We start from the raw sequence: 6,933 nt of genomic DNA, 5'->3' as shown, positions 1-6,933 counted from the left end.
TTTTTATGCCCCGATTATTCTTTGTTTGTACTGTGTTTAGAAGGAAGACAAAGGTCCAATTTTTTCTTTTCAAAAAAAAATATTGCAGGTATTGATTATTTAAAAATATATTTGTATGTATAATTTAACATCTAAAATGATACACACAACACACTCAATACGAGTACGTTACGCAGAAACAGATCCAATGAAATACGTATACTATGGCAACTATGCAACGTACTTCGAAGTGGGGAGAGTTGAGCTCTTCAGAAGCATAGGAATTTCATACGATGAAATTGAAAACCAAGGAATTTGGCTGCCCGTTTCGGACTATAAAATTAAGTATATCCGACCAGCTTTGTATGATCAAAAATTAGAAATTCATACTTATGTTAAAAAAATTCCGGGAGTAAGGATCGAATTTGAATATGAAATTTACAATGAAGAGCATATTAAAATAACAGAAGCTTCCACTACTCTATTTTTTCTGGATGCAAAAACCAATAAGGTTATCAAATGTCCAGATTTTCTGATGGAAATGATTGAGAAGAACTGGAAGGAGTAGCCAGATGGCAGGAGTTAGGTAGCAGGTGATAGGGATTAGACGTTTTAAAGTTAAAGACCCCAAGGTTTAATGTTATGAGTAAACAGCATCAAAATAACCAGCATCCCGCATCCGTAACCCGAACCTCGTAACTCGTACCTCCCAGCATTAAATTTTAAACATAAAACATTGAACTCTATTTATGAATTAATTCGCACCTTTGTACCTTTATTTTAATCATCCCTTATATATTATATTATGAAGATTGCATTTTTGGGACCTCATGCCAGTTTCACCCAGCTTGCCGCGGCGCAGCTTTTTCCTGATGAAGAGTTATTACCACAAGCCAGTATTCTGGATTGTTTTAAAGCTATTGAAAGCGGAGAAGCAGTAAAGGCCGTTGTACCTTTGGAGAACTCTATTGAGGGAACAGTTTCTATGACGCTGGACTATTTATATAAGACCCCGTCTATTAAGATTGAAGCAGAAGCGGTAATGCCTATTGCGCATCACCTTATGATTCACCCGGACAACTCTATTGAGAATATTGAAAGAATATATTCACATCCACAGGCACTCGCACAGAGTTTCCATTTTCTGGATACTCATTATAAAGAGATTCCAAAGCAGGATTTTTCCTCTACAGCTGCTGCCGCAAAATTTGTTTCAGAGAACAAGGAGACTGCTATTGCTGCTGTTGCTAACCAGTTTGCCGCCAATTTATATGGACTGAAAATTATCAACCGTAATATTCAGGATTTTGAACAGAATCATACCCGGTTTATCATCATTTCTAAGCAACACAGTACCTACCAAAATAACAAGCTGGAAACTTTGGGAGAAAAAGCGGGAATGCTGATCACTCTTCCTGAAGATCACCCCGGTGGATTGCATCAGGTTTTATCTGTTTTTGCATGGCGAAAAATGAACCTCAGCAAAATTGAATCCAGAACATTAAAGACCGGACTGGGCAATTATTTCTTCTTCATCAACGTGGAAGGACCTTGGGAAGAAGTCTTACATGGAAATGCGCTCAAAGAGCTGGAATCTATCAATGCTAATGTTGATTTTCTTGGAAACTATAAAGAATTCCTCCTGGAAAGCTAGAAAAAAGCAAATAAATACATTAAAAACACTGCCATTTGAGCAGTGTTTTTGCTTTTAAAACGACTAAAAACGGAAAAAAAATAATTTTTATAAAAAAAATATCCGGTACTCAACACCGCCCTTTTGCTAAAAAAATAACCCACACAATAGGGAGAAATAAATTTCTTTAAAAACCTCATAAACAGACAATTATTTAAAAAATAAATATAATAACTCGTAATTTAATTATGAGATAATTTAACCTAAAATACAAACATATGTTTAAATATATTACATCATATTAATATTAAAATTGCAAATTTCACAATGAAGGGTATAATTTTTATTGTATATTTGCTAAGCAACTAATTAAAAATCTTGATCATGAAAACCAAACTTTACAGCTTAATATTAGCATGCGCAACCTTACCTTTGTTTTCACAAGTTGGTATCAATACAGCTACTCCATCTGCAACTCTAGATGTTAATGGAACACTGAAAGTTAGAGACACACCTGCAGCTACAGCATTACCTGGCTATCAGGTTTTAGCAATTAACCAGGGAAGTACTCAGGTTTACACTGTAGATCCTGCGCTATTAATTGCCGCATCAGGAACCAATACTACTGTATATGCAGCAAAAAAAACTACTGGTCTAAGCTTTCTGAATGTAGGAGTTTTCCCTGCATCATTCCTGCCTGTCAACTTTGTGGCAGCTGACCGTAATATAGGTAGTGCCGCTTTATTTACAGATGCTGACGGTTCTTATACCATTCCATCTACAGGGGTATATGCTATTGGATTTGCATTCAGATATGGAACAGGTCTACAGGCATCATTATTGTCAGGGGGCCCGGGAATTGGAATCGCAAGAACCAGAGCAGGAGTATCCACACTAATAGACAGCCGTCCTTTCAGTGGTGTTAACCTTGCACTGGCAGTTAACTTAACACTTTCTGATTCCAGCATCAACTCTCTGTATTCATTCCAGGCTGGTGATAAAGTATCTTTTGGACTTACAGACTCAGGTGTTATTAATGCAGGATTGTTAGGATCCAGTATCTCATCATTCTATATTTACAAAGTATCCAACTAGTAAAACATATTGTTAGTTATCTATACCATTTAACCCATCACAGTATAAGTGATGGGTTAATTTTTTAAATCGCTTTTCAAACATTTCTTTATATTTGATAAAACTAATGAAATGAATGAACTTATTGCTGTCATCATACTTATAGTAATCTTCATCATTTTCAACAATCTGAATACTAAAATCAGAAGACTTGAAAAGGAAATCACTGACCTTAATTATAAAATCAATAAGGCCCCGGCTCAGTCTGAAGTGATGCAAAAAAAAGCTTCAGCGGAAGAAACTATTGTTCCTCAGCAAGTACAGCCTCATCAAATTGTTCCTAAAGAAATAAAAAACAGGGAAGAAAATGAAGAAGTTCTATTGCCGGTTCAAAAAGACTGGCTGACCCCTGTTTTTGATTTTTTAAAACAAAACGCCCTCACCATCATTGGTATTTTTACTCTTGTTCTCGGAATCGGTTACTTTGTAAAGTATGCTATTGATAAAAACTGGATCGGAGAAACTGCAAGAGCGGGTATTGGTTTTTGTACCGGAGCAGGAATCATCATTACAGGACATTTCCTCAGAAAAAACTATACAGCATTTGCTTCTATTATAACCGGAGGCGGAATTGCCGTGTTGTACTTCACCGCCACCATCGCTTTCCGGGAATATCATCTTTTTACACAGAATACAGCTTTTGTGATCACCGCCCTCATTACAGCAGCATCTATTATCTTATCTTATTATTACAAAAGTCAAGTCCTGATTATTTTTTCACTAATTGGAGGTTTCAGTGCTCCTTTGATGATCAGTACTGGGCAAAGCAACTACCCTTTCCTTTTTATTTATCTTACTCTTTTAAATATTGGAATGCTGGTAGTCTCTTTTCTTCAACACTGGAAAAGCGTAGGATGGACTGCCTATATTTTTACAACCGCTTATCTTTTTTATTGGACGAATGAGAGCACGGAACTTTTAAGCATTACTTTTTACATGATCAGTTATGTGATTTTCTACCTTTTTGCCCTGCATGACTACATCAAGAAAAATATCCTTTCAACTTCTGATATTTTAATACTTGCTTTTGCTAATTTTTCGAGTGTTCTGGGACTACTTTATATTTTTGATACTTTAGCCTATGAACCTCCCATTATTTTTCCACTCATTTTTGCTGCAGTCAATTCTATCCTGCTTTTTAGAGAATATGGACGAAAAAACTTCGGAGTCGCTTATTCTGTATTTGCAGGACTCGTTACCAGCCTTATCACTATTGCCATAGCTATTCAGTTTAAAACCCACCTTATCACCAGTATCTGGGCAATAGAAACCACCCTGCTGCTTTTCATCTGGAAAAAAACAGGTCATAAGATTTTTAGGATTTTCTTTTACATCCTTTTTCCATTGGTCATGATCGCTCAGATTGTAACCTGGACAGAGTATCTGGGAACAACAGATTTTAATATCATATTCAATCCTCCGTTTATTACCAGTTCATTTACGATCGTTTCCCTAATGATCAATTTATATTTATTAAGGAATACCGGAAAAGAATCGCAGGAGAAAGTTAATACCTTTTTTGAAGATCTTGTGACTGTGATTAGCTACGGAGTTATTTATATCAGTTTTCTTCTTGAAATCACATATCATGTTTCAGAAATGCCTTGGTCAGCGATTGTCAGCATAGGATTATTATTCAGTATTTATTATCTGTTTATATTATTACTTTTCAGAAAACTGCTGAATATCAGAAGTGATGTTCAGACCGCTCTGATTTATCTGTTTTTATTTCTGATCATCCTTAATACTTCAGTTTCCACACTACCAATTGTAACGGCTGTATTAACAAAAAAGCTCCATTTAAGTTTCTATTTACTGCATCTGCTTCAGTGGATTCCTTTTATATATGTATGTTCCCGGATCATTCCATCATCGGAATTTCATAAAGTCTGGATTTCTTACTGGATCCTGTCATTGACACTTATCATTTCCTTAAGCTGCGAGCTTCATCATTCTTATGTTTTAATGGTTTCTAATGACCTTCCTCATTCTTATGAAGCAAGCGAACACTTCAATATTCTTTATCTTCCTATAGTATGGACTATTCTTGCCAGCATTTTTATTTATATGGGTTTAAAAAAAGATATTCAGGAATACAACAAGGTTGGTTTTGCATTGATAGGGCTTATGGTTTTAAAACTCTACGGTTATGATGTATGGCAAATGGATAATATTTCAAGAATCAGCGCCTTTATTGCTCTCGGAATTATCTTATTATTAAGTTCTTTCGCTTTTCAGCGACTGAAAAATATCATCAGAAATATGGTTGACAAAAAAGATAAAAATGAAGAAACTACAGACTGATAATCAAAATAAAAGTTTTTATTATAAATAAAATGTAAAACAATCTGAGATTTCATTCACATTTTATAAAAAATAACTATATTTATCACGTTTTTAACAGTTACATATTCTGATTATGAAAAAATTACTCTATTCTTTTTTAATACTCTCTTCGGCTACTTTATTTGCACAGCAAAAAAATCCTGCTGTAAAGTTTGCAGTTGCTGACAACGCTATCGGAACAGTAGAATTGTTCAATGCGAAAAAGAACATATTGCAGGTTTCTAAAGTATACAATACTTCGGTAGGTCTTCCCCAAAGTTTAAAAAAATACAGTTCTGTTTTTACAAAAGGGGTAACTGAATACAAATTCAAAAACGGAGAAAATACATTGGACAGAATGTCCTTATCCAACATCAACGCACAATATAATATTCCGGCAGACAATCCGGTATTTATTGAAGGTTATGAATTTACGGATACCAGCACGATGATCTATCCTGAGATCAAGAAAAAAGCTGAAACAAAAGATCACAACGGTAAGAAAACATTGTTTATCTACACTACCGAATAACTTGAATAATATAAAAAGGATGCCATTTTCAGCATCCTTTTTTATTTTAATATTTATTGTTCCATTTTTTCTTAAGCTCCTCATAAATCTTCTTCTCAGTAGAATTAGTACCAGGTTCATATAATTTTACATCCCTGATTTCCTCAGGGAGAAAGTCCTGTTCCACAAAATTTCCTTCATAGGAATGTGCATATTTATATTCTTTTCCATAGTCCAGATCTTTCATCAGTTTTGTAGGAGCATTTCTCAAATGAAGTGGTACCGGTAAATTCCCGGTTCGTTTTACCAAAGCCAATGCTTCATTGATCGCCATATAAGCAGAATTACTCTTAGGAGAAACCGCAAGATAGACAGCCGTTTCACTTAATATAATTCTTGCTTCAGGATTTCCAATCACATTGATCGCCTGAAAACAATTATTGGCAACCACCAGCGCATTGGGATTAGCCAGCCCTACATCTTCAGCGGCCAGAATAAGCATTCTACGGGCAATAAACTTAATATCTTCCCCTCCGGCAATCATTCTTGCCAGCCAATACACAGCTCCATTTGGATCACCACCACGCATTGACTTGATAAAGGCGGAAATAATATCATAATGCTGCTCGCCGTTTTTATCATACAGCGCCATGGTTTCCTGAAGAACTTCAAGAACATCGGTATTAATGATTTCTGTTGTACCGGAGTTTTTATATTGATTCAAAACCAATTCTACAGAATTGATCAACTTTCTGGCATCACCACCCGAATATTGAATAAAAGCTTCTTTTTCAAGGATTTTAAAATCGGTTCCTTCATCTTTATTATATCTTTCAGAAGCAATATCAATCAATTCTTCAAGTTTTTCATAACTCAAAGCTTTTAAAATATAAACCTGGCTTCTCGAAAGCAACGCTGAAACTACTTCAAAACTTGGATTTTCAGTAGTCGCTCCTATCAGGACAATCCAGCCTTTCTCTACGGCATGGAGCAATGAATCCTGCTGAGATTTGTTGAAGCGGTGAATTTCATCAATAAATAAGATGGGTGATTTCCCGGAAAACAAATTCTGTTTTTTAGCATCATCAATGACATCACGAACATCTTTCACCCCTGAAGAAACAGCAGAAAGTTTATAGAACTTCCTTCCCGACTGTTCTGAAATGATTTCAGCCAGCGTCGTCTTTCCAGTTCCGGGAGGCCCCCAAAGGATCAGCGAATTCAGCGTGTTATTTTCAATCATTTTTCTGATTGTTCCTTTATTGCCGGTAAGGTGTTCCTGCCCCAATACATCGTTCAGGGTTTTGGGTCTTAATTTTTCAGCTAATGGAATATTTTGATTCAAAGTAAT

6 protein-coding genes are annotated in these 6,933 nt (G+C 35.5%); 5 read left to right on the top strand and 1 reads right to left on the bottom strand.

Annotation, left to right across the window (positions count from 1 at the left end; genetic code table 11):
* The first annotated feature begins 136 nt into the window (after positions 1 to 136).
* The 5 genes from DYR29_RS22740 (at position 137) to DYR29_RS22720 (ending at position 5,603) form a co-directional block, all read left to right on the top strand.
* On the top strand, positions 137 to 547 hold the full coding sequence (locus DYR29_RS22740) for an acyl-CoA thioesterase (RefSeq protein ID WP_047423407.1): 411 nt from the start codon (positions 137 to 139) through the stop codon (positions 545 to 547).
* A gap of 237 nt (positions 548 to 784) precedes the next feature.
* A complete protein-coding gene (gene pheA, locus DYR29_RS22735; protein ID WP_213278656.1) occupies positions 785 to 1,633 on the top strand; it encodes a prephenate dehydratase in 849 nt (282 codons plus the stop codon).
* 363 nt (positions 1,634 to 1,996) lie between these two features.
* Positions 1,997 to 2,707 (top strand): hypothetical protein, encoded by a 711-nt coding sequence (locus DYR29_RS22730; RefSeq protein ID WP_213278655.1) that lies wholly within the window; start codon positions 1,997 to 1,999, stop codon positions 2,705 to 2,707.
* A 111-nt stretch (positions 2,708 to 2,818) separates the two neighbouring features.
* Complete coding sequence (locus tag DYR29_RS22725; protein ID WP_213278654.1) at positions 2,819 to 5,050, top strand: DUF2339 domain-containing protein; 2,232 nt, start codon at positions 2,819 to 2,821, stop codon at positions 5,048 to 5,050.
* A 115-nt stretch (positions 5,051 to 5,165) separates the two neighbouring features.
* Complete coding sequence (locus DYR29_RS22720; RefSeq protein ID WP_213278653.1) at positions 5,166 to 5,603, top strand: hypothetical protein; 438 nt, start codon at positions 5,166 to 5,168, stop codon at positions 5,601 to 5,603.
* 46 nt (positions 5,604 to 5,649) lie between these two features.
* On the opposite strand, the gene DYR29_RS22715 is transcribed toward DYR29_RS22720, so the two are convergent.
* Positions 5,650 to 6,927 carry a replication-associated recombination protein A gene (locus DYR29_RS22715; RefSeq protein ID WP_213278652.1) on the bottom strand — a complete coding sequence of 426 codons (1,278 nt, stop codon included), beginning with the start codon at positions 6,925 to 6,927 and terminating at the stop codon, positions 5,650 to 5,652.
* Positions 6,928 to 6,933: the final 6 nt, after the last annotated feature.

It is taken from the genome of Chryseobacterium indologenes (assembly GCF_018362995.1).
GTDB lineage: Bacteria > Bacteroidota > Bacteroidia > Flavobacteriales > Weeksellaceae > Chryseobacterium > Chryseobacterium indologenes_G.
Note: the sequence above shows the minus strand (reverse complement) of the source record. Positions and strands in the feature narration are given on the sequence as shown.